Origin of the sequence: Sporichthya brevicatena (assembly GCF_039525035.1) — a bacterium.
Classification (GTDB): domain Bacteria; phylum Actinomycetota; class Actinomycetes; order Sporichthyales; family Sporichthyaceae; genus Sporichthya; species Sporichthya brevicatena.
The window spans coordinates 40,211-61,052 of record NZ_BAAAHE010000011.1 but is presented as its reverse complement, the minus strand read 5'-3'; the positions used below and the strand labels follow the sequence as shown (position 1 = coordinate 61,052).

Below are 20,842 nucleotides of genomic sequence, written 5' to 3'. Positions count from 1 at the left end.
TCAGCCGAGCAGGGTGCTCGTGCGGGCGCGCAGCAGCGCCTCGGCGTCGCCGGAGATCGAGCGCAGCACCTCGGCCGCGGGCCGCACCGCGGTGACCGCGTGGGCGCCCTGGCCGTAGAGGACCGCGTCGGTCGCGGGGTCCGGCGGCTTCGCGAACGGGTTCTCGACCGGCGCGCCCTCAGGCCGCGGCGCGGGTTTGAGCTCGGACTCGCGTCCGGTCCAGCGGTCGACGTGGGCGTTGCGTCGCACCCGCTCCCCGACACCCTCGGGCCAGGGCAGGCCGGAGGCGATGTCGTACACCCGCGTCCAGACCGTGTCGTCGCCGTCGCTGGCGACGATGAGCTGCTTGTGGACGTCGTGCACCTCGACGGCCTCGTCCGTGGCGAGGAACGCCGTGCCGACCCACGCGCCGTCGGCCCCGGCCGCGAGGACGGCGGCAAGGCTGCGGCCGTCGGTGATCCCGCCGGCGGCGAGGACGGGGATGTCGGGGTAGCGGTCGAGCACCGCGCCGAGGAGTGGGAGCAGCCCGCGGGTGCCGGTGTGCCCGCCGGCCTCCGTCCCCTGGGCGACGAGGATGTCGGCCCCGGCGTCGACGGCGAGCTGGGCATCCGTCAGGTTCTGGACCTGGCACATCACGGTGGCGCCGGCGTCCTTCGCCTGCGCGACGTAGGGCCCCGGGTCGCCGAAGGAGAACGCGACGACCTGCGGCCGGCCCGCGAGGGCGGCGTCGAGCAGCGACCCGAACATCGGGAGGAAGGCGGTGATGAACCCGACCCCGAACGGGCGGTCCGTCGCCCCGCGGATCCGCAGGATCTCCGCTTCGATCCAGTCCGGCCCCCGCGCGGGATGGATCCCGCCGAAGGACCCCAGCCCGCCGGCCGCGGACACCGCGGCGGCGAGCGAACCGCCGCTGTGCAGCGCCATCGGCGCGGACATGATCGGGTGGTCGAGCTCGAACAGCTCGGTGAACCGGGTCGTCACCATCGTCAAGGCGCTCCGTCCGTCGTCGGCGTCGGTGATCGCGCGCTACGACCAGCATGGACCCGGACGGGGCCGAACGGTCAGGCGGTCAGCGCCCCGAGTGGAGCGATCGGTGCCCCGGACTGCTCGCAGACCCACTCCGGGTCGGGGCCGAGCTCGGGGCTGATCCGCAGCTCGTGCGGCTCCTCCTCGGGGGCGCACCGCCGGCACAGGGGCCAGCGGCCGATGCCGGAGTCGAGCAGCGCGTCCTGGACGTCCTGCGCGACCTGCCCCGCGACGTACGCGGTGCCCTCGGGCCACTCGTCCGCCCACCACCGGCGCTCGGCGAGCTTCTCCTCCAGGACCGACACCGAGTCGGCCGTCGCCGCCCCCGTCGCCGTCAGGTCCGCCAGCACCCGCGCCCGGGCGTCCAGCAGCGCCTCGTCCGTCGTCCGCACCCCCCGATTCTCCCCGCCCCCGCGCCCCCGACGCCCCGCCCCCGCACCCCCGGCGCCCCCGTCGCCGCTCATGCATGAGCGGGTGGTCGATCGAATCGGGACAAATCGGACACGAATCGACGCTCTGCTCATGCATGAGCGGAGTGCGCGCCTCCCGGACGGGTTGAGGGAGGCACCACGGCCGGGATGCGGGGGTCTGGGTACGCCGTTGGTGTGGTGAGCGTCAAGTCCGCGGCACCGGGGAAATCGGCTGCATAACCTGAGGGACATGGCGATGTTGATCGATCCCCCGACCTGGGCGGGGCACGGGCGGCTGTGGTCGCACGTCGCCTCGGACACGTCGCTGGACGAGCTGCACGCGTTCGCCGCGGTCGCGGGAATCCCGGCCGAGGCGTTCGACCGGGACCACTACGACGTCCCGGCCGAGTGGTACGACCGGATCGTCGCGGCCGGGGCCCGGCCGGTGTCGCCCCGGGACATCGTGCGCGCCCTCCGCGCCGTCGGTCTGCGCACCCCGAAGGTGCCGTCGTACCTGCGTCAGGCTTCCTGACGGCCAGTCAGCTCGGTTAGCTCCGCGCTGACGTTCGCTCGCGCGTCCGCCTCCCAGCGATCCCTTCCCGCTGGGGTGCGGAACAGCGCGGGCATCGCGAGCAGCGAGATCAGGATCCGCGCGCGGCCGGCGCGGAACTCCTCGTCCGGGACGTGGGCGTACTCGGCGCGCACCGCGTCGGTGTAGCGGCGGTAGTCCGCCGCCGACCCGGCGAGCACCGCGAGGTCGGCGTCGCAGAGGACCTCGCCGTTGCGGTCGCCCGAGGCGGGATCGTGTGTCGTCGTCAGGCGCACCAGCCGCGCGACCTCGGCCACCCGGGCGGCGGGCAGCCCGAGCGCGGACAGCTCGGCCTCCGCGAGCCGTGCGCTCTGCTCCTCGTCGTCGGGGGCGCAGGCGTACACCGCGTCGTGGTACCAGGCCGCGAGCCGGACGGCGGTCGCGTCGTCCGCGTGGTCGGCGAGGACGTCGACGCCGTCGAGCACCGCCGCGAGGTGGGCGAGGTCGTGGTAGCGCCGGTGGGGCTCGGCCCACCGCCCGAGCAGCTGCGCCCCGGTCGCGGCGGCGTCCGCCGCGCCCGCGCCGCGCAGCAGCGCGTCCCAGCGCTCGACGAGCTCCACGGGAATCAGCCGGTGCCGGGGTCCTCGACCCCGCCGAGGACGTCCTCGGCGTCGAGGATCCGGTACGCGTAGCCCTGCTCGGCGAGGAAGCGCTGGCGGTGCGCGGCGAACTCCTGGTCGACGGTGTCGCGGGAGACGATCGCGTAGAACCGCGCGCCGCGGCCGTCGGCCTTGGGGCGCAGGACCCGCCCGAGGCGCTGGGCCTCCTCCTGTCGCGAGCCGAACGTGCCGGACACCTGGATCGCCACCGCCGCCTCGGGCAGGTCGATCGAGAAGTTGGCGACCTTCGACACGACGAGGACGTGAATCTGCCCGGTGCGGAACAGGTCGAACAGGCGCTCGCGCTCCTTGACCGTCGTCTCGCCCTTGATGACGGGGGCGTCCAGCCGCGCGCCGAGATCGTCGAGCTGGTCGAGGTACTGGCCGATGACGAGGACCTGCTCGCCCGCGTGCTTCTGGACGAGCGCCTCGACCACCCGCGACTTCGACCGCGCGGTGGAGGCGAGCTTGTAGCGCTCCTCGGCCTCGGCGGTCGCGGTGAGCAGCCGCTCGTGGTCGGTCAGCGTCACGCGGACCTCGACGCAGTCGGCGGGCGCGATGTAGCCCTGGGCCTCGATGTCCTTCCACGGGGCGTCGTAACGCTTCGGGCCGATCAGGGAGAACACGTCGCCCTCGCGGCCGTCCTCGCGGATCAGAGTGGCCGTCAGACCGAGGCGGCGCCGCGCCTGCAGGTCCGCGGTCAGCCGGAAGATCGGCGCCGGGAGCAGGTGCACCTCGTCGTAGACGATCAGGCCCCAGTCGCGGGCGTCGAAGAGCTCGAGGTGTGCGTAGACGCCCTTCCGCTTCGTCGTCAGGACCTGGTAGGTCGCGATCGTGACCGGCCGGATCTCCTTGCGCTGCCCGGAGTACTCGCCGATCTCGTTCTCGGTCAGCGACGTGCGCTTGAGCAGCTCCGTGCGCCACTGGTGCGCCGAGACGGTGTTGGTGACGAGGATCAGCGTCGTCGCCTTCGCCTCGGCCATCGCGGCCGCGCCGACGAGGGTCTTGCCCGCGCCGCAGGGGAGGACGACGACGCCGGATCCGCCGTGCCAGAACCCGGTCACGGCCTCGCGCTGGTAGGGCCGCAGCGTCCAGCCGTCCTCGTCGAGGAAGATCGGGTGCGCCTCGCCGTCGACGTACCCGGCGAAGTCCTCGGCCGGCCAGCCGACCTTGAGCAGGACCTGCTTGAGGTGCCCGCGCTCGGACGGGTGGACGACGACCGTGTCGGGGTCGATGCGCTCGCCGACCAGCGGGGCGACCTTCTTCGACCGCAGCACCTCTTCGAGCACCGGCCGGTCGGTGGTCGAGAGCACCAGGCCGTGCACCGGGTGTTTCTCCAGTCGCAGCCGGCCGTAGCGGGCCATGGTCTCCGCGACGTCGACGAGCAGCGAGTGCGGAACGGCGTAGCGGGAGTACTTCAGCAGCGTGTCGACGACCTGCTCGGCGTCGTGGCCGGCCGCCCGGGCGTTCCACAGGCCCAGCGGCGTCAGCCGGTAGGTGTGGACGTGCTCGGGGGAGCGCTCCAGCTCGGCGAAGGGCGCGATGGCCCGCCGACAGGCCTCGGCCTGCTCGTGGTCGACCTCGAGCAGGAGGGTCTTGTCGGACTGCACGATCAGCGGGCCGTCGGTCATCCGACCCATTCTGCTTGATCCCTGGGAATCGTGTCGGGGAGTGAACGTTCGGTCCCGCTCCGGCGTCTGTGCTGCGAAAGCTCGCAACGCAGGAGGAACGATGTCCGCCACCGTCCGGTATGTCTACGACCGCCCGCTGCCGTTCGCCCGTCACCTGCGGATCGACTTCCTCAACGAGGACGGCGCCGTCACCTCGTCGATCGTCTCCACCTTCGAGCCCGGCAAGGGCTGGGTCACCTCCACCACCCGCCTGCCGCTGGCGTCCGGCGCCGCCTGACCCGGGCCGGATCGCGGGGCGGGTAACGTCCCGCGAATGATCGGCACCGAGTTCCGGGTCGAGATCGACCCGAAGGAGATCGACGACCTTCGCGAGCGCCTGCTCCGGACCCGCTGGGCGAATCCCGAGCCGGTGGACGACTGGTCCCAGGGCGTCCCGCTCGACTACGCGAAGGACGTCGCGAGCTACTGGGTCCACGGCTACGACATGAACCGCGTCGCGGACCGGATCAACGTCCACCCGCAGTTCCTGGTCGAGATCGACGGCGTCGACATCCACGTCCTGCACGCCCGCTCGCCGCACCCGCAGGCCCGGCCGCTGGTGATCACCCACGGGTGGCCCGGGTCGGTGATCGAGTTCCTCGACGTGATCCCGCTGCTGACCGACCCGCCGGACCCCGCGGACGCGTTCCACGTCGTCTGCCCGACGCTGCCGGGCTTCGGGTTCAGCGGCAAGCCGACGGAGACGGGCTGGAACGTCCAGCGCATCGCGCGGGCGTGGGCGCAGCTGATGGCGAAGCTCGGCTACGACCGCTACTGGGCCCAGGGCGGGGACTGGGGCTCGTTCATCACCGGTGACCTCGGGGCCGTCGACCCCGACCACGTCGCGGGCATCCACATGACGCTGCCCCGCGCGCCGAGCGTCCCGGACGCCGAACTCAGCGACCTCGACCGGGCGTGGCTCGCCGACGCCGAGGAGTGGCGCGCCCGCGGCCAGGGCTACTCGGCGCAGCAGAGCACCCGGCCGCAGACGATCGGCTACGGCCTCGTCGACTCCCCGGCTGCGCAGCTGACCTGGATCCTCGACAAGTTCTGGGCCTGGACCGACAACGGCGGCGACCTGGAGTCGGTCATCTCGCGCGACGTCCTGCTCGACAACGTGATGCTCTACTGGCTCCCCGCCGCCGGGGCCTCCTCGGCCCGGATCTACTGGGAGAACTTCCCCCGCCACCTCGGCCGCGACCCGGTCGGCGTCCCGATGGGGGCCTCGTTCTTCCCCCGCGAGGTCGTGAAGACCCCGCGCCCCTGGCTGGAGCGGCGCTTCTCCGACATCCGGTACTTCAACACCGACCTCGAACGGGGCGGCCACTTCCCGTCCCTCGAGGTCCCGGAGGCCTTCGTCGCCGAGGTCCGCGCCTGCTTCCGCCTGATGCCCTGACCTGCCCCTGCCCTGACCTGGCCTGTGGAAAAGAAAGGGTGACACCCCTTACTGCGCAGTAAGGGGTGTCACCCTTTCTTGACAGGGGCGGGGCGGGCCAACTTCTCCGGCGTGGCGCGCCTATCCGAGGCCTGGGATAGGCGCGGCGCGCAGGAGAAGTTGCGCCCCCGGGGGGCTACGCGTCGGCGACGGCGGAGATGCGGGAGAGGGCGAAGGAGCGGACCCGGGCCTGGCGGTGGTCGAAGGCCTTGAGGACGCCGCCCTCGACGGCGATGGGGTCGACGATCCGGTCGGTGGCGGTGCCGTCGTCCCCGACGTAGCCGAGCCAGAGCGAGGTCTGGGCGTCGGCGGCGGCGCGGAGGCGGCTGATCAGGGCACTGGTCGAGGTCGGCTTCTCGGTCAGCGTCGAGGGGCGCTCGGCCTCCTCGGCGGACCGGCGGGCCCCGACGGCGGCGGCGCGGTCGCCGGCGCGCAGGGCGCGGACCGCGGCCGCCCGCAACTGGGGCGTCGGGGCGGGCCGGTCGGAGAGCACCGGCTTGGGCGCGGTGCGCGGGCCCGTCCGGCGCGCGTCGGGACGCCGGAGCACGACGGCTCCCGTCGCGGACTCCGCCGCCGGGGCGTAGCCGAGCTCGCGCAGGGTCGCCAGGACGGTGTCGACGGCCACCGAGGCGATTGCGACGGTCGGGGCGAGCTTGCGCAGCCCGAGCTTGGCCGCGCGCCGGTCCGAGACCAGCTCCGAGACGACGGTCTCGTCGTCGCAGCGCAGGTACGCATCCGCGGTGCCGACGCGGATGCGGCCGTGCCGGCGGGCCACGTCGTCGACGAGGTAGGTCAGCGGCTGCGGCACCGGCGTCCGGGACGCCCGGGCGAACAGTTCGTGCAGGTCGGCAGCGCTGCGTCCCGCGTCGAGCGCACGGCGGATCGACGCGTCGGTGAAGCGGAACACAGTCGCGCCGCCGGTCGACTCGACGTCGGCTGCGAGGGAGAGGTCCGCGGCCAGCGACCGGACCAGCGGCCCGGGCGCGATCGCGGTCAGGTCGGCCTGCAGCATCACGTGGTCCAGCGGCTGGGGCAGTTCGTCCGACAGCCGGCTCACGGCGTCCTCGACCTCGCCGGCGATCAGCGCCCTTCCGTACGAGGTCAGCGCCCCGCGACCGGTGACGCCGAGCAGTTCCGCCTCGGTCAACGTCCACCGCACGAGGTCGGGACGCAGCGCCCCGCCGCGCCGCGGCCGTTGCCAGGTCAGGCGGGCCAGAATGTCGACGGCGCCGGTGGTCTGACCCGGCGTCAGGGATGCGAGCTCGGACAGGACGGCGAGACGGATCTCCGGTGCGGTGCCCCGGTCCAGCTCGCGACCGAGCGCCGCGACCGACTTGTCCTTCCCGTCCGGCCGCGAACCCACGAGGCCGACGACGCGGCTGCTGGCCAGCCAGGCCGCAGCGAGCGCCGCCCAGCGCCGGCCGGTGCCGAACGCGCGCCACCGGTCGAACTCCGGCGTCGGCAGGAAGATCTCCGAGGTGCCCGAACTCTCGGTCGCCACCAGCCCCGCGACGAACGCGGTCTCGACCAGGAGGGCCGCGGCGAAGGCGTCGCCGTCGACGGCGGCCTGCACCCGCTTGAGGTCACGGACGCCGAGGCCGCCCCCGCCGGTCCGTAGGGCGACGGGCGGGTCGAGCGCCCACTCGTCGAGCAGGTCCTCGACGCGGCGCACGAAGGTCATCGCCGCTCCGGCGCCGGCGCGGTCCGCCGCGTCGACACCGACCTGAGAGGCCGTCAGTTCTGGCGGCGACAGCTGCGGGTCGGGGTGGAGCGCCCCGCCGCGGAACGCGACCGCGACCTCCGCGGGGAGGACGGCCCGCTCGCCGTCGAGAGCGACCAGGATCCCGCGGGCGAGCAACCACTCGATCGGGCCGTTCGCGGTCGCGGCGGTGACGTCGCGGTCCGCGCGCCCGATCGTGCCCACGCCGCCACCGGCGTCCAGCTCGGTCAGCAACTGCCGGGCACCCGCCGGGGCCTGCTCCAGCAGCGCCGCCAAGGTCGCCGGCCGGGACAGGTGTCGGGTCAGGGCCGTCAGGGCCGCCGGCGGATCCGGCTCCCCGGGCAGCCCGAGGTCGGCGAGGATCTGTGCCAGTCGCGACGGGCGGTACCCCGCGGCGGCCTGGGCCAGCGGCGGGCCGGTCCCGCCCGGGCCGGGGCCGAGCAGCTCCCGGACCGTCCGGACCACCCGCAGGTTGTCGTCCGGCCCCCAGACCAGCGCCCGCTCGCGCAGGACGTCCAGCGCGCGCTCCACCGCGGCCGCCGGGGCGGGCACCAGGCGTTCCAGAGCCGCCAGCGTGCCCGGCTCGCCCTGGTGGGCGACGCCGTCGAGCACCTGCAGTGTGAAGCGGTCGAGCGCGTCGAGGGCTCGGGCCACGGAGGTCCGTGTCGTCGCCCGGGCGACGAGATTGGTCATGTCGGTGGGGACCGGTGCGACCAGGTCCGGGCGCGCGCCGAGCAGTGCCGCGAGGCCGTCGTCGTCCCGCGCGCGCAGCTCGTCGGCCAACGTGCGCACGCCGGTGGAGTACCCCGCGCTCATCCGCTCCACGTTACGCCGCGCGGGTGGCGGGCGCGGAACGCGCGCGGATCGCGGGGGGCAATGCGGTTTCCGCGCCCCCGGGAGGGCCATGATCGTCGTCGTGGGCATGTTGCCGGGCGACGAACTCGTCGCGGACTACCTCGCCCGCGCCGGCCGGGTCGCGGCCGACGCGCTGGCGCCGGCTGACAGTGCCGTCGTCGTCGAGGAGATCGGTCGCCGGGTGCGCGCCCGCGTCGGCGCCCCGCCCCGCTGGGACCTGCGCGGCACCCAGCACCAGCTCGCCGAGCTCGGGGAGCCCGAGGATCTGGTCGAGGCCGTCGCCGCGGAGCTGATCCCGGGTCACGCGAAGGCCCCCGAGCCGGAGCCCGTCGTCGAGCTCGAGATCGAGCCCGACACCGACTTCCCCACCCTGGACCTCGGCGCGGTCCCGCCGCCGGTCCCGCCGCCGGTCCCGCGGCTGCCGCTCCAGGCCGACCGGTCGGCCCAGTCCGCGTACAGCGGCCGGCCGGCCCCGACCTTCCGTCCGATGTTCCGCGACGAGGAGGAGGCGCTGCGGATCCGGCCGATCGCGGCCGACGAGTCCGTGGCCCGTGACACCCCGCTGTCGGGGATGGGCCGGCTCGGGTGGGAGCTCGCCGCCCTGGCCGTCCTGGCGATCGCGGTGTTCCCGTTCGGCTACCTGGGCTGGTTGCTCGGGGCCGTGCTCGTCGTGCGGTCCCGCTACTGGGAGATCTCGGACAAGGTCCGGGTCCTCGCCGGCATGCCCGCCGCCGGTGTCGGGTTCGCCGTCCTCTGGGCGTGGCTGCAGGCGACGCAGATCCAGGAGTCCGACAACTCCGGGACGCGTCTGTCCGAGGCCTGGCACTCCTTCGCCGACACCTTCGCCGTGCTGCCCCAGATCTGCGGGCTGCTGGGCGCGCTCTACCTCGGCTACGCCCTGGTGCGGGACCACCACACCGGCTGAGCCGACCGTCAGGCGGCGGCGTGCGACTCGATCCCGACGAGCACGTGGTGGTCCGGCCGCTCGACCTCGGCGGCGTCGCAGGACAGCGCCCGGGCGCAGGCGGCCAGGCGGCGCTTCACGGTGACGGCGAGGATCCGCCCGGCGACGAGCAGGTCGACGCGGGTGGTGTCCTCGTCGAGCTGCACCACGCCCTGGTGGGCGACGGCCGCGACGTCGAGGACGCCGAACTCCGCCCGGGCGAACCACTCCGCGGACTGCGCGGCCCCGGGGAGCCCGGCCCGCCCGCGGTAGTGCGGCAGCACGACCTCGCCCCGCAGCGAGGCGAGGCCGACGGCCGGAGCGTTCTCCGCGTTCAACGCCCCGTGGTAGGTCGCCTCCGGCAGCGTCACGGTCGTCGCGGCGAAGCGGTGCCCGCCGAGGTGGGTGGTCTCCCAGATGGCGTCGCCGAGCTCGCGCGCCAGCGCGTCCGCGGCCGGCCGGCCGGAGTGGGCGCAGCAGGCGTCGTGCCGGCCGTGCGCGCAGATCAGCAGGATCCGGTCGCGCACCGGCGCCCCGAAACCGCCGTGGATGCCCGCGGCGATCGCCTCGAGGTCGAGGTCGAGCAGGTCGCGCAGGTCCCCGACCTCCGCCCCGCGCAGCCACGGCTGCGGCCCGCTGAAGCCCAGGTAGACCTGGTGCGGGCTGCGCCGGCGGCCGCGCGTGCGCCGGATCAGCTGGGGGCGGACCTTGAGTTTGCGGGCGCGCACCATGAACTCGGACACACCCGGCGGGAGGTCGGTGTCGTCCTCGTTGGCCGGCCACGGCCCGGGGTGTTCCATGACGAGCCAGCCCCTGGGTTTGGTCGGCGCCGAACCGTGCAGGGGCTCTTCGAGGGCGGCACGCAGCACGCCGCAGCGGAGGTCGCTCATGTCACCACCACGGGGAGTGCGCAGCCGCCGGCGAGGCAGGCCACGAAATCAGGCTAGCGGCGGGCCGGTCCGGCTCCGGGGGAGACCGCGAACAGACGTGAGGAATGCCCGCCGGAACTCGTGACGCACGGAGCGCGGCCCTTGGGTAGCCTCGGCGTTTTCCAGTTTCGGTCCAGCAGCTTTCGGTCCAGCAGCGAGGTCAGCGTGCCCACCGGCAAGGTCAAGTGGTTCGACATCGAGAAGGGCTTCGGCTTTCTCGCGCAGGACAACGGCCCGGACGTCTTCGTGCACAAGGACGCCCTTCCGGCGGGAGTGGCGACGCTCAAGCCCGGGACCCGCGTCGAGTTCGGCATCGCCCAGGGCCGCCGGGGTGACCAGGCGCTGTCCGTGCGCGTCCTCGACCCGCTGCCGTCGGTGGCCAAGGCCATGCGCAAGGACCCCGACGAGATCGCGATCCTGCTCGAGGACCTGATCAAGCTCCTCGACAACGTCTCGAACTCCTACCGCCGCGGCCGGCGCCCGGCGCCCGCGGAGGCCAAGAAGGTCGCCGCGGTGCTCCGCGCCGTCGCCGACGACGTCGAGGCCTGAGGCCTGAGGCCCGAGCTCAGTAGCTGTCGTCGCCCCGGTTCCGGGTCGGCGGGAAGTCGCGCGGCGCGGGCCGGGGGTGCGCCGGCGGGGCCGGCGGGGTCGAGTCCGCGCGCGGCGGCGCCGGGGCGGGCGGGGCCTGCTTGCGGGCCTTGACCTGGTCGCGGCTGACCTTGCCGTGGCGGAGCATCTCCAGCGTCAGACCGACGATGGCGATCCCGGCGACGGCGAACGCGAGCCCGCCGCGCAGCGGGAGGGCGATGCCGATCGCGCCGCCGATGACCCAGGCGAGCTGCAGACGCGTCTCACTGCGGGCGAAGGCGGAGCTCTGGACGGCCTCCTCGACGTCGCGCTGGATCATCGAGTCCAGCGAGAGTTTGCCGAGGGTCTGGGCGAACCCGACGACGAACCCCGCCGCGAGCACGACCGTGATGCCGTACCAGATCGCCGCGCCGAAGATCGCGACCACGTCGGCGACGAGCAGCGCGACGATGACGATCTCCGGCCCGCGGGTCTTGAGGGCGCTGCCGACCGCGGTCCCGGCCGCGCTGCCGACGCCGGCGGCGCCGATCACCAGGCCGAGCTGGACGTTGCCGTTCATGTCGCCGATCGGGTGTTCCCGGAGCAGGAACGCCAGGTACAGCGTGAGGAAGCCGGACAGCCCACGGAACGCGGCGTTGGCGCGGACGCCCATGTCGACCGCCGCCCCGACGTAGCGCCCCTTGCCCAGGCCCGACCGCGCCTCGAACGAGGCGCGGGAGTCACGGGCGTCGGAGTCGATCTGCGCCGGCAGGCGCAGGGAGAGCACGACGCCGATCCCGAACAGGACGGTCGCGATACGCAGCGTCCACTCCGGGCCGGCGACGCTCTGGATCGGTGCGACCGCCGCCGTCGCGACCGTGGCGGCGGCGAGACCGGCCATGTTCGTCCACGAGTTCGCGCGCACCAGCGGGATGCCCGGCGGCAGCAGCCGGGGCACCCCGGCGGCCTTGATCAGGACGTAGGCCTTCGAGGCCATCAGGCAGCCGAAGGCGCCGGCGTAGATGAACAGGTCGGCGTCCTGGACGCCGCCGGCGATCGTCCACGCGAGGACGGCGCGGACGAGGAACGTCGTCGCGAGGGCCCAGCGGCGGCCGGAGCGGAACCTGTCGAGCAGCGGGCCGATCAGCGGGGCCAGCAGCGCGAACGGGACCATCGTGATCAGCAGGAACAGCGCGACCCGCCCGCGGGCCTGGTCGGCGTCGCTGGGGTTGAAGAACAGCGTCCCGGCCAGCGCAATCGTGACCAGGATGTCGCCGGCGGCGTTCAGGCCGGACAGTTCGGTCAGCTTCGCCATGCCGGACTCGCCCGCACCCTGCGCGTTCGTCGCCCGGCGGACCGTGCGGCGCGTGGCGTCCGCGGTCTTCGCGCTGGCCCGGGCGGTGCTGCGGGCGGCGAGGCGCCAGGCCGCGAACAGGCCCATCTCGTCGGTCGGCGGGGGCGGCGGCGTGTTCGGCGGCGTCGACCCCGGACCGGCCCCGGACCCGTACTGGGGTGGGGGCGCCCCGTACGGCGGGGGCGGGTCTCCGGGGCTCACGGTCCCTATCCTGCCCCGCGCCGCAACTCCGACAACCGTGACACCGGACGTCCGCGCGCCGCGACATGAGGTTGAATTCACGGGTGACCGCCACGACTCGCTCCCGCCGCTCCGCCGGACCCGACCCTGCCTGCGTCGAGGCGGTCGAGCTCGCCCGAGCCGCGGCCGCCGAGGCGGCGCCCGGCGAGATCGGTGACCACCTCGGCTTCGACAGCGAGGACGAGCGCCTCGTCACCCACCGGTTCGCCACCACCAACCCCGGTTACGTGGGCTGGCACTGGGCCGTCACCGTGGTCCGCGCGTCACGCGCCAAGGACGTGACGGTCTCCGAGGTCGTGCTGCTGCCGGGCGAGACCGCCGTGCTCGCGCCGCCGTGGGTCCCGTGGGCCGAGCGCTTCCAGCCCGCCGACCTCGGCCCGGGCGACATCCTCCCGCCGCCGGAGAACGACGACCGGCTCGTCCCCGGGTACACCGGCGAGACCGACGCCCCCTACGACCCCGCCGACGGCGGCGCCTACGCCGACACGGTCGCGGCCGTCGCCGACGAGCTCGGCCTCGGCCGGGCGCGGGTGCTCTCGCCCGTCGGCCGCGCGGACACCGTCGACCGCTGGTACTCCGGTGACCGCGGCCCCGAGGCCCCCCTCGCCGCCGCCGCGCCCGCGCAGTGCACGACCTGCGGCTTCCTGCTCCCGCTCGCGGGCTCGATGGCGCGCGTGTTCGGTGTCTGCGCCAACGAGCAGGCCCCCGACGACGGCCGGGTCGTCTCCTACGACCACGGCTGCGGCGCGCACTCCGAGATCGTCGCCGCCCCCGCGGCCCTCGGCGAGCGGCTCCCGCCCGTCCTCGACCACGTCGACTACGACCTCGTCGAGCGCGGCGGCCCCGAGGACGCGGCCGCGGAGCCGACTGTCGGCGACGGTGTCGGCGCCGGCGACGGTGTCGTCGTCGAGGTCGTCACCGAGCCCGACCCGGAGTAGCCGCTACGGCGTGGGGCCGGCCGCCCGGCGGCGCCGGCCCGCGCGCCGGGCCTCGACCCGCCGGCGGGTGAGCCACCAGCCCCAGCAGCCGAGGCCGAACCCGGCGGCGGCGGTCCACAGGTACCACTCGTTGCCGTTGTCCTCCAGGCGGCCGTGGAAGACCAGCAGGACGGCCCAGGCGACGAACCACGCCGCGGTCCCGATGGCGACGACGACCGACTCGTCGACCTCCATCGGCTCGGGGTCCGGACGCCGAGCCGACGTCGCGGCCCGTGCCCGTCTGCCTGCCATGGCCGTCAGCCTAACCAGGGTCTCGTGACACGATGAGGGCCGATCCGATCCCCACGCCCCGGAGCCGACACCGTGTCTGACCTGCGCGAACGCACCATCGACATCGTCAAGACCTACGGCCTGGTGCACCGCGAGGAGCCGTTCCGCCTCGCCTCGGGTGAGTTGTCCCACGACTACATGAACGGCAAGAAGGCCCTCGCAGCCGGCGACCGCCTCAAGACCGCGTGCGAGGCGATCGTCGAGATGGTCGCCGAGCAGGGCGTCGAGTTCGACGCCGTCGGCGGCCTGACCCTGGGCGCGGACTGCTACGCGTACGGGATCGCGATGCTGACCGGCAAGGAGTGGTTCGTCGTCCGCAAGCAGCAGAAGGACCACGGCGCCCAGAAGCGGGTCGAGGGTGCCGAGCTCGGCCCGGGCGTCCGCGTGCTGCTCGTCGACGACGTCGTCACCACCGCGGGTTCGATCCTGCAGTCGCTCGACGTCGTGCAGGAGCTCGGCGCGGAGGTCGTCCTCGCCGTCACCCTGGTCGACCGCGGCGACGTCGGCCGGATCAAGTTCGCCGACCGCGGGATCCCCTACTCCCCGCTGCTCACCTACGCCGACCTCGGGATTCGGCCCGTCGGCGGCGCCGCCTCCGCCTGATCGCCGCGTCCTCTCCTGCGCGCCGCGGCTGTCCCGGGGCGCAGGGACGCAACTTCTCCTGCGCGCCGCGGGTATCCCGGGCCCGGGATGGGCGCGCCAGGCTGGAGAAGTTGAGCCCGCCGGGCGGGCGCGAAAAGAATTTCGTTAGCCTAAGTAATGAGTTACGATGACGGCATGACGACGCTCTCCGCCGCCGACCTCGAACTGGCCCACGGCGTGCGGATGGCGGTCACCCGCCTCGCCCGCCGGCTGCGGAACCAGCGCGCCGACCTGTCCCTGACGCCGAGCCAGCTCTCGGCCCTGGCGGCCCTCGACAAGCACGGCCCGATCACGCCCGGGCAGCTCGCGGACCACGAGAAGGTCCAGCCGCCGTCGATGACGCGTGTGCTCGGGGTGCTCGAGGAGAAGGGTCTCGTCGTGAGCACCCCGCACCCCACCGACCGGCGGCAGAAGGTCGTCGAGGTGACCTCGGCCGCCCACGCGATGCTCGTCGCGGACCGGCGCGCCCGGGAGGAGTGGCTCGCGAGCCGGATGGCCGAGCTCACCTCCGCCGAGGTCGCGGCCCTCCGGGCGGCGACGCCGGTCCTGGAGAAGCTGATCGCCCCGTGAGCCCGACCTTCAAGAGTCTCTCCGTCCCCAACTACCGCCGATACTTCACCGGGATGGCCGTGTCCAACACGGGTTCCTGGATGCAGCGGGTGGCGCAGGACTGGCTGGTGCTGCAGCTCTCGAGCGGCAGCGCGGTCACGCTCGGCATCACGACGGCGCTGCAGTTCGGCCCGATCGTCCTGCTGTCCTCGCTCGGCGGCGTCCTGGCCGACCGCTACGACAAGCGCAGGCTGCTGTTCGTCACGAACACGGTGATGGGGCTGCTCGCGCTGATCCTCGGAGCGCTCGTGCTCACCGACCTCGCAGCGGTCTGGCACGTGTACGTCCTCGCCGCGGGGCTCGGCGTGGTCGCGGCCCTCGACACCCCGACCCGGCAGGCGTTCGTCGTCGAGATGGTCGGCCGGGAGGACCTGCCCAACGCCGTCGGCCTGAACTCGGCGTCCTTCAACGGTGGCCGCATCATCGGTCCGGCGGTCGCCGGTTTCCTGATCGAGGCCTTCGACGGCGACACCGGCTGGGTCTTCCTGATCAACGCCCTCACCTACCTCGCGCCGGTGATCGCCCTGCACCGCATGCGGGTGGCCGACCTGCACCGCAGCGAGCTCGCGCCCCGCGGCCGCGGGCAATTGGCCGAGGGCATCCGCTACGTCCGCGGGCGGCCGGACCTGATGGCCGTGCTGTTCGTCGTCTTCTGCCTCGGCACGTTCGGCCTCAACTTCCAGATCACCAACGCCCTGATGGCCACGGCGGAGTTCGGCAAGGGCGCCGGCGAGTTCGGTCTGCTCGGGTCCGCGATCGCGGTCGGGTCGCTCGCCGGTGCGCTGCTCGGCGCCCGGCGGACGGAGGTCCGCGTCCGCCTCGTGATCGGGGGTGCGCTCGCCTTCGGGCTGCTGGAGATCGTCTCGGGCGTGATGCCGAACTACGGGCTCTACGCGGCGTCACTTCCCGCCGTCGGCGTCGCGGCGCTGCTGACGACGACCGCCGCGAACTCGGTCATGCAGCTCTCCGTCGCGCCTGCGATGCGGGGCCGCGTGATGGCGCTGTACATCACGGTCCTGTTCGGCGGGACGCCCGTCGGCGCCCCCCTCGTCGGCTGGCTGGCGGAGGAGTGCGGGCCGCGCTGGTCGCTCGTCGTGGGTGGGGTCGTCACCGCCGCGTCCGCCGCGCTGGCAGGCTCGTACCTGGCCCGCCGCGCGAAGATCACCGTCCGGGCCACGGTCTTCCCCCGTCCGCGTCTGAGCCTGGAGTACCCGGTGAGCGAGCCCGTTCCGTGAGCACTGAACGCGGCTCCGCGAGGACGAAGTCCGTGCCGGAGACGCCGTGAGGTTGTTCGTCAGTGTGCGACCGCCGGCGGACGCGCTCGCGGCGCTGGACGCCGAGCTGGGCCGGGTTCGGGCGATCGCGCCGTCCGGCCTGCGCTGGACCCGGCCCGAGCAGTGGCACCTGACGCTCGCGTTCCTCGGGGAGGTCGCGGACGACACGGTGCCGGCGCTGACCGCCGCCCTCGACGCCGTCATGTCCGACGCCCCGATGACCCTCCGCCTCGCCGGCGGCGGGTGCTTCGGGACGAACGTGCTCTGGGTCGGCCTCGCCGGCGACGTTCACGCCCTGCGGACCCTCGCCGAGGCCGTCACCGCCGCCGCCCGCGGGGTCGCCGTCGAGCTCGACGACCGGCCCTACCGTCCGCACCTGACCCTCGCCCGGGCCGGGAAGACCTCCGCCGACCTGCGTCCCGCGGCCGGCGAACTGGCCCAGATCGTCGGCCCGACCTGGGACGTCGACGCCGTCCACCTCATGGCCAGCCGCCTCGGCCAGAGCCCCGGCGGCAGCGCCCTGCACGCCCCGATCGCCACCTGGCCGCGGCGCCGCCGCGGACCTGCGTAGCGTTGCCCGGCGTGGGTGGGCCTGGACGCACGCGGACGCTGGTGACAGCGGTCCTCGTCGTGCTGGTGCTCTCGGTCGTCGCCTCGACCGTCGTCGACTACTTCTCCGGCTGACCCGCCCCGCCCCCGCCCTGCACTGGAGATGACATCTCCAGTGCACCCGGCCGTTCTCGGTGGAGATGTCATCCCCACTGGATTGGGCGGTTTCCGGTGGAGATGTCATCTCCAGGGGGCGGGGCGAGGGGTTAGTCGGCGCGGCGGGTGAGGGGGACCCGGCCGATCGAGCCGAGCATCGCGACCAGCACCGCGAGGAGCGGGACCGCGGCGACGGTGAGCATCAGGTCGCCCCAGGGGACGATCGTCTCCGTCGCTCCGGTGGCGGGGCGGGCGGCGTGGGCGAAGTAGAACCCGAACCCGAGGCCCAGGGCGACGCCGAGGACCGCGAGCACGAGCGCCTGCGCCCCGGCCAGGCGGCGCCGGCGGCTCGGGGGCGCCCCGATCGCCGACAGCGTCGCGAGGTCCGGCCGGCCTTCGGCGGCGGAGAGGGCGACGCACATCGCGACCCCGAGCAGGGCGATCAGCGCGGCCGCGGCGGTCAGGCCGACCCGCACGAGCCGGGTGTGGTCCTTCTCCGCGTCCGAGGAGATGACCGGCATCCCCATCGCCTCCGCGGCCGCGATCGCGGCCCCGGCCTGCTCCCGCGACTCCGGCGGGTAGGACAGCAGCGTCGTGGTGTCCTCGGCCTTCCAGCCCTGCCGCTCGACGAGCGAGGAGGGCACGAACACGGCGGGCAGCTGGGTGTAGGCCTGGTCGCGGGGCAGGACGACGGCCGCGAGGCGGACCTGGCGCGCGCCCGCGTCGACGTCGAAGCCCTCGACGAGGGTCAGTCGCCCGGCGGAGTCGAGGAGGCCGTCGTCGAACACGACGGCCTTGCCGGCGTCCAGCGCGTCCTTCGCGGCGGCCGCGCCGGCGACGCGGCCGGACGCGAGCTCGACGAGGTCGGGGGTGCCGACGCCGACCTGCGTCCACGGGCCGCCGCGGGGGCTGACGGCATGGACCGGGAGGCGGCCGCCGTCGTCGTCGATCTCCCCGACGGGCTGCTGCACCGGGATCACCGTCGCGCCGGGGATCACCTGCCGCACGGCGGCGGTGGCCTGGCTGAGCTGCGCGGAGTCGACGGCCCGCTGGTTGTCGAGAGCGAGCACGCGGTCGGGGACGGCGCCCGCCTCGAAACGCTCCTTGCCCTCCCGGTCGGACGCGATCAGGCACGAGATCGCGACGGCGCCGCCGACGGCCACCGCGATCGCGGCCGTCGCCGGCCCGGTGCGGTGCCGGTGCCGCGCGGCGTCGCGGGTGGCGAGGCGCAGCGTGACGGGCAGTCGGCCGGCCAGCTTCGCCAGCGCCGCCAGCAGGGCGGGCGCGAGCAGGAGCAGGCCCGCGACGACCACGAAGACCCCGACGAGGATCGCGATCGAGCCGGTGGTGTCGTCCAGGCGCCCCTCCGAGCCGGCCAGGCTGGAGATCCGGTCCGACGGCGCGTACTCGAACCACTGCGTCGGGCCGCTCGACATCAGCGAGGACGCGATCAGGCTCAGCGTCACACCCCCGGCGACGAGCACACCACCGAACAGCGGCGCCCAGCGCGACCGCGCGGTCGGGACGGGGAAGCGCGCGGCGAGGGCGTCGACGATGCGGCGCCGGCCCGCGGTGATCGCGGGGAACATCGCGGCGGCCAGGCCGGAGCCGACGCCGACCAGCGCGACGACGACCAGCTCGGTCCACCCGAAGTGGACGCCGATCATCACCTCGTTGTTCAGACGCTCGAGCAGCGGCCGCGCGGCGACCACGCCCCCGATGCCGGCGGCCACACCGGCCACCGCGCCGACGAGGCCGAGCAGCAGGCCCTGCGCCAGCACGACGCGGCGCAGGTCGCCGGGCGACCCGCCCTGGGCGGCGATCATCCCGAGGTCGCGGGTCTGGCGCCGCGCGCCGACGGCGAAGGCGGTGCCGGCCAGGAGCACCACCTCGAGCAGCCCCAGACCCGCGACCAGCGTCACCAGCGCGGCGGCCTTCAGGTCGTCGCCGCTCGCCCGGCTGAGGTCACCGAGACCGATCTCGTAGGACGAGGACTGGCTGCGCAGCTGGACGTACATGTCGAGTGAGCGCAGGTCGCGCAGCTGCTCGAGCGTCGCGTTCTCGAACTGCTTCGGCAGGTCGATGTAGTAGACGCCGTCGAGGCTCGAGGCGTCCCCGTTCAGGGCCTTCGCGATCGGGGAGTTCGCCGGCATCACGACGAGCGGGCAGCTCAGGCAGAACGGGTTCTGGGCGATGCCGGAGACCGTCGCCGACGGCCCGTTGCGCAGCGAGATCGTCGCACCGACGCCGTTCCCGGGCAGGCCGAGCTTGTCGGCGAGCTTCGCGCTGATCGCCACCTCGCCGGCCTTCGGAGCGGACCCGGACTTCAGTCGTGCGGTCGCGCGGGTCAGCGGGTCACCGAGGTGATCGGTGATCAGGTACGAGGACTCCGCGAGCCGACCGGGTGCGCTGAACACCGCGTTGCTCTCGGACTGCTGGAAGGCGGCGCGGCTGCCGGGCGGCAGGGCCGCCTTGATCTGAGCCTCCGTCACGTCGGGACCGGAACCCTCGCGGAAGCTCGGGTACAGGACCGCGTCGGAGCCGCCGAACGATCGCTCCCGCTCCAGGGCCGGCGAGGTCTGCGTCCGGTAGAGGACGTCCACGCCGGTGGCCGCGGCGACCGGCGCGAGGATCAGGATCACGATGAGCAGCGAGCGCCACCTGTGCCGCAGGGCGTCCCGGCGGGCGAGCCGGAGCGCGGCGCGCCAGGCCGTCACGACGAGGTCCGCAGCGTGGAGCGCGAGCGCGGAACGCCGGTGCCGTCGCTGACCAGGGCGCCGTCCCGCAGGGTCACGATGCGGTCGGCCCAGCCGGCCATCCGGGCGTCGTGGGTGACGACGATCCCGGCCGCGCCCGCGTCGCACCGCGCGCGCAGCAGCTTGAGGATCGCCTCACCGGTGACGGAGTCCAGCGCCCCGGTCGGCTCGTCGGCGAGCACCAGGCGGCGCGGTCCGATCAGGGCGCGGGCGATCGCGACGCGCTGGCGCTGACCGCCGGACATCTGGTCGGGGAAGGAGTTCGCGTAGCCGGCGAGGTCGACCTCGGCGAGCGCCGCGGCCGCCTCGGCGAGCGCGGTCCTCGACCGGATCCCGTCGAGCTCGCGGGGGAGCGCGACGTTCTCGGCCGCGGTGAGGGCCGGGAGCAGGTTGAGGTCCTGGAACACGTACCCGATCGCGCGCCGGCGCAGGGCGGCCAGGGCGGCGGCGGGCTGCCCGCGCATGGTCGTCCCCTCGACGACGACGTCACCGGAGGTGGCGGCGTCGAGACCACCGGCGACGTTGAGCAGCGTCGACTTGCCGGAGCCGGACGGCCCCATGACGGCGACGAGTTCGCCGGCCTCGACCGCGAGGTCGACCTCGCGCAGGGCGTGCACGGCGGTCGGACCGCTGCCGTGCACGCGGCTCACGCCGCGAAGTTCGAGGACGGGGGTCATGAGGTCACACTCCGGGTCAGATCAGGGTTGGCGGGTGGTGTGGGTGGTCGGGTGAGCAGGACCTGCTCGCAGTGGTCGAGCCAGCGGATCTCCGCCTCGGCGGCGAAGATCGCGGCCTCGGCGACGAGCTCGGCCGCGAGGTCGCCACTCGCCTTGCGCCGGGTGGCGGCCCGGATCGCGCGGTGGGCGGCGGTTCGCTGGGCGTCGATCACCGCGAGGGCGTCGACGGTCGGGGTCGCGACGGCCATCGCGACCTTGATGACGAGTTCGTCCCGGGGCCGGGCGTCGTGCTCGATCGGCTCGTCGAACCAGGCCGCGAGCTCGGCGCGGCCGGCCTCGGTGATCCGGTAGACGACCTTGCCGGACTCGTCGGCGGTGCCGACGGGCTCGACGAGGCCGTCCCGGTCGAGCCGGTTCAGCGTCGTGTAGACCTGCCCGACGTTCAGCGGCCAGGTCGCTCCCGTCGCGGCCTCGAACTCGACCCGGAGCTGGTAGCCGTACTTCGGGCCACCCTCCAGGAGAGCGAGAAGGCCGTTCCGGATGCTCATGGATACTGAGTATGCATACTGAGTAT

The 20,842-nt window shown here is 74.1% G+C and carries 21 protein-coding genes; 10 read left to right on the top strand and 11 right to left on the bottom strand.

Annotated elements, in window-relative coordinates; genetic code table 11:
• Both ABD401_RS07815 and ABD401_RS07810 read right to left on the bottom strand, forming a co-directional pair.
• The gene (locus ABD401_RS07815; protein ID WP_344603322.1) at nucleotides 1-984 is read right to left on the bottom strand and encodes an NAD(P)H-dependent flavin oxidoreductase; all 984 of its coding nucleotides are present in this window, start codon (nucleotides 982-984) and stop codon (nucleotides 1-3) included.
• Between the two features lie 77 nt (nucleotides 985-1,061).
• Nucleotides 1,062-1,418, bottom strand: a complete 357-nt coding sequence (locus ABD401_RS07810; protein WP_344603320.1) for a hypothetical protein — start codon at nucleotides 1,416-1,418, stop codon at nucleotides 1,062-1,064.
• Between the two features lie 268 nt (nucleotides 1,419-1,686).
• Between ABD401_RS07810 and ABD401_RS07805 the strand changes: the two genes are divergently transcribed.
• Nucleotides 1,687-1,968 (top strand): DUF4031 domain-containing protein, encoded by a 282-nt coding sequence (locus ABD401_RS07805; protein ID WP_344603318.1) that lies wholly within the window; start codon nucleotides 1,687-1,689, stop codon nucleotides 1,966-1,968.
• On the opposite strand, the gene ABD401_RS07800 is transcribed toward ABD401_RS07805, so the two are convergent.
• On the bottom strand, nucleotides 1,956-2,585 hold the full coding sequence (locus tag ABD401_RS07800; RefSeq protein WP_425566083.1) for an HD domain-containing protein: 630 nt from the start codon (nucleotides 2,583-2,585) through the stop codon (nucleotides 1,956-1,958). The genes ABD401_RS07805 and ABD401_RS07800 overlap by 13 nt on opposite strands.
• Nucleotides 2,586-2,590: 5 nt before the next feature.
• A complete protein-coding gene (locus ABD401_RS07795) occupies nucleotides 2,591-4,255 on the bottom strand; it encodes a DNA repair helicase XPB (protein WP_344603316.1) in 1,665 nt (554 codons plus the stop codon).
• Between the two features lie 100 nt (nucleotides 4,256-4,355).
• Between ABD401_RS07795 and ABD401_RS07790 the strand changes: the two genes are divergently transcribed.
• Nucleotides 4,356-4,532 carry a hypothetical protein gene (locus ABD401_RS07790; RefSeq protein WP_344603314.1) on the top strand — a complete coding sequence of 59 codons (177 nt, stop codon included), beginning with the start codon at nucleotides 4,356-4,358 and terminating at the stop codon, nucleotides 4,530-4,532.
• Nucleotides 4,533-4,568: 36 nt separating this feature from the next.
• Complete coding sequence (locus ABD401_RS07785) at nucleotides 4,569-5,690, top strand: epoxide hydrolase family protein (protein WP_344603312.1); 1,122 nt, start codon at nucleotides 4,569-4,571, stop codon at nucleotides 5,688-5,690.
• Nucleotides 5,691-5,865: 175 nt separating this feature from the next.
• Here ABD401_RS07785 and ABD401_RS07780 read toward each other — a convergent pair whose 3' ends face one another.
• Nucleotides 5,866-8,265, bottom strand: coding sequence for a helicase-associated domain-containing protein (locus ABD401_RS07780; protein WP_344603310.1), 2,400 nt, complete (start codon nucleotides 8,263-8,265; stop codon nucleotides 5,866-5,868).
• 88 nt (nucleotides 8,266-8,353) lie between these two features.
• Between ABD401_RS07780 and ABD401_RS07775 the strand changes: the two genes are divergently transcribed.
• The gene (locus ABD401_RS07775) at nucleotides 8,354-9,229 is read left to right on the top strand and encodes a hypothetical protein (RefSeq protein ID WP_344603308.1); all 876 of its coding nucleotides are present in this window, start codon (nucleotides 8,354-8,356) and stop codon (nucleotides 9,227-9,229) included.
• Nucleotides 9,230-9,237: 8 nt separating this feature from the next.
• On the opposite strand, the gene ABD401_RS07770 is transcribed toward ABD401_RS07775, so the two are convergent.
• The gene (locus ABD401_RS07770; protein ID WP_344603306.1) at nucleotides 9,238-10,137 is read right to left on the bottom strand and encodes a sucrase ferredoxin; all 900 of its coding nucleotides are present in this window, start codon (nucleotides 10,135-10,137) and stop codon (nucleotides 9,238-9,240) included.
• Between the two features lie 204 nt (nucleotides 10,138-10,341).
• Between ABD401_RS07770 and ABD401_RS07765 the strand changes: the two genes are divergently transcribed.
• On the top strand, nucleotides 10,342-10,725 hold the full coding sequence (locus ABD401_RS07765) for a cold-shock protein (RefSeq protein WP_344603304.1): 384 nt from the start codon (nucleotides 10,342-10,344) through the stop codon (nucleotides 10,723-10,725).
• A gap of 16 nt (nucleotides 10,726-10,741) precedes the next feature.
• Here the strand turns inward: ABD401_RS07765 and ABD401_RS07760 are convergent, their stop codons facing one another.
• Entirely contained in the window at nucleotides 10,742-12,298 is a 1,557-nt protein-coding gene (locus ABD401_RS07760) for an MFS transporter (RefSeq protein WP_344603302.1), read from the bottom strand.
• A 65-nt stretch (nucleotides 12,299-12,363) separates the two neighbouring features.
• Between ABD401_RS07760 and ABD401_RS07755 the strand changes: the two genes are divergently transcribed.
• Entirely contained in the window at nucleotides 12,364-13,275 is a 912-nt protein-coding gene (locus ABD401_RS07755; RefSeq protein ID WP_344603300.1) for a DUF3027 domain-containing protein, read from the top strand.
• 3 nt (nucleotides 13,276-13,278) lie between these two features.
• Here ABD401_RS07755 and ABD401_RS07750 read toward each other — a convergent pair whose 3' ends face one another.
• Nucleotides 13,279-13,566, bottom strand: coding sequence for a DUF2530 domain-containing protein (locus ABD401_RS07750; protein WP_344603298.1), 288 nt, complete (start codon nucleotides 13,564-13,566; stop codon nucleotides 13,279-13,281).
• A 72-nt stretch (nucleotides 13,567-13,638) separates the two neighbouring features.
• On the opposite strand from ABD401_RS07750, the gene ABD401_RS07745 reads away from it, so the two are divergent.
• The 4 genes from ABD401_RS07745 to thpR all read left to right on the top strand — a co-directional run bounded on the left by ABD401_RS07745 (nucleotide 13,639) and on the right by thpR (nucleotide 16,701).
• Entirely contained in the window at nucleotides 13,639-14,208 is a 570-nt protein-coding gene (locus ABD401_RS07745; protein WP_344603296.1) for a phosphoribosyltransferase family protein, read from the top strand.
• Nucleotides 14,209-14,382: 174 nt separating this feature from the next.
• Complete coding sequence (locus tag ABD401_RS07740; protein WP_344603294.1) at nucleotides 14,383-14,817, top strand: MarR family winged helix-turn-helix transcriptional regulator; 435 nt, start codon at nucleotides 14,383-14,385, stop codon at nucleotides 14,815-14,817.
• Nucleotides 14,814-16,091, top strand: coding sequence for an MFS transporter (locus tag ABD401_RS07735; RefSeq protein ID WP_344603292.1), 1,278 nt, complete (start codon nucleotides 14,814-14,816; stop codon nucleotides 16,089-16,091). The genes ABD401_RS07740 and ABD401_RS07735 overlap by 4 nt, the downstream gene beginning before the upstream one ends.
• Before the next feature lie 46 nt (nucleotides 16,092-16,137).
• Nucleotides 16,138-16,701, top strand: coding sequence for an RNA 2',3'-cyclic phosphodiesterase (gene thpR / locus ABD401_RS07730; protein ID WP_344603290.1), 564 nt, complete (start codon nucleotides 16,138-16,140; stop codon nucleotides 16,699-16,701).
• Nucleotides 16,702-16,945: 244 nt separating this feature from the next.
• Here the strand turns inward: thpR and ABD401_RS07725 are convergent, their stop codons facing one another.
• From ABD401_RS07725 to ABD401_RS07715, 3 genes are read right to left on the bottom strand one after another with little or no spacing between them, the layout of a single operon-like run.
• Nucleotides 16,946-19,552 (bottom strand): ABC transporter permease, encoded by a 2,607-nt coding sequence (locus tag ABD401_RS07725; RefSeq protein ID WP_344603288.1) that lies wholly within the window; start codon nucleotides 19,550-19,552, stop codon nucleotides 16,946-16,948.
• Complete coding sequence (locus tag ABD401_RS07720) at nucleotides 19,549-20,268, bottom strand: ABC transporter ATP-binding protein (protein WP_344603286.1); 720 nt, start codon at nucleotides 20,266-20,268, stop codon at nucleotides 19,549-19,551. Before ABD401_RS07720 ends, ABD401_RS07725 begins: the two co-directional genes overlap by 4 nt.
• Nucleotides 20,265-20,816 carry a PadR family transcriptional regulator gene (locus ABD401_RS07715; protein WP_344603284.1) on the bottom strand — a complete coding sequence of 184 codons (552 nt, stop codon included), beginning with the start codon at nucleotides 20,814-20,816 and terminating at the stop codon, nucleotides 20,265-20,267. Before ABD401_RS07715 ends, ABD401_RS07720 begins: the two co-directional genes overlap by 4 nt.
• Nucleotides 20,817-20,842 lie beyond the last annotated feature (26 nt).